The 584-nt window shown below is 38.4% G+C and carries 1 protein-coding gene; it reads right to left on the bottom strand.

Annotated features, from left to right (window positions below):
- Window positions 1-104 precede the first annotated feature (104 nt).
- Window positions 105-584, bottom strand: a 480-nt coding sequence (locus ACRCJ0_RS18665) for an ABC transporter ATP-binding protein (protein ID WP_431391693.1), incomplete at its 5' end; no start/stop codon positions are given.

Raw genomic sequence — 584 nt, 5'->3', positions numbered from 1 at the left:
AAAAACCATGATTCCTTCAGTCACTAATACAAAAGCAATCAGCAGGGAATAGAACACTTTCGCCCGTTTTAATTCATCCGTTATTAAATTCAGTAATTTTGTCATTAGCGATACACCTCCCACATCTTATCGGTAATCGACTTGCCTTCTTCTAAACGTAAATCTTCCGTATAGAAATCTTGAATAATCCGGCGATCTTTTAGCATGACTACCCGGTCCACCAAAGTTTCAATCTCATTAATCTCATGGGTTGAAATCAAGACGCCACGCCCAGCCATCAACTTACTGGTGAAAACATTGGCAATCTCTTCCCTAGTAAAGATATCAACCCCAGAAAACGGTTCATCCATGATGAGATAATCCGAGTTTAAAGTTAGACCTAGCAGTAAATTCACCTTAGCCGTATTCCCCTTAGACAAGTGTGAAATCTTTTCATCAGGATTTAAATTGAAGAAAGTCACCAAGTCTTTAGCTAAGACTGGATCATAAGTATCATAGTATGTGGCCATATAATCCAAAGCTTCTTGAATAGTCATCTCTTTCACCACGATGATGGTGTCAGGAATGTAAGAAATCCGATTAAA

The sequence above is a fragment of the Aerococcus sp. L_32 genome (genome assembly GCF_050689315.1).
This window is presented reverse-complemented; position numbering and strand designations above follow the sequence as displayed.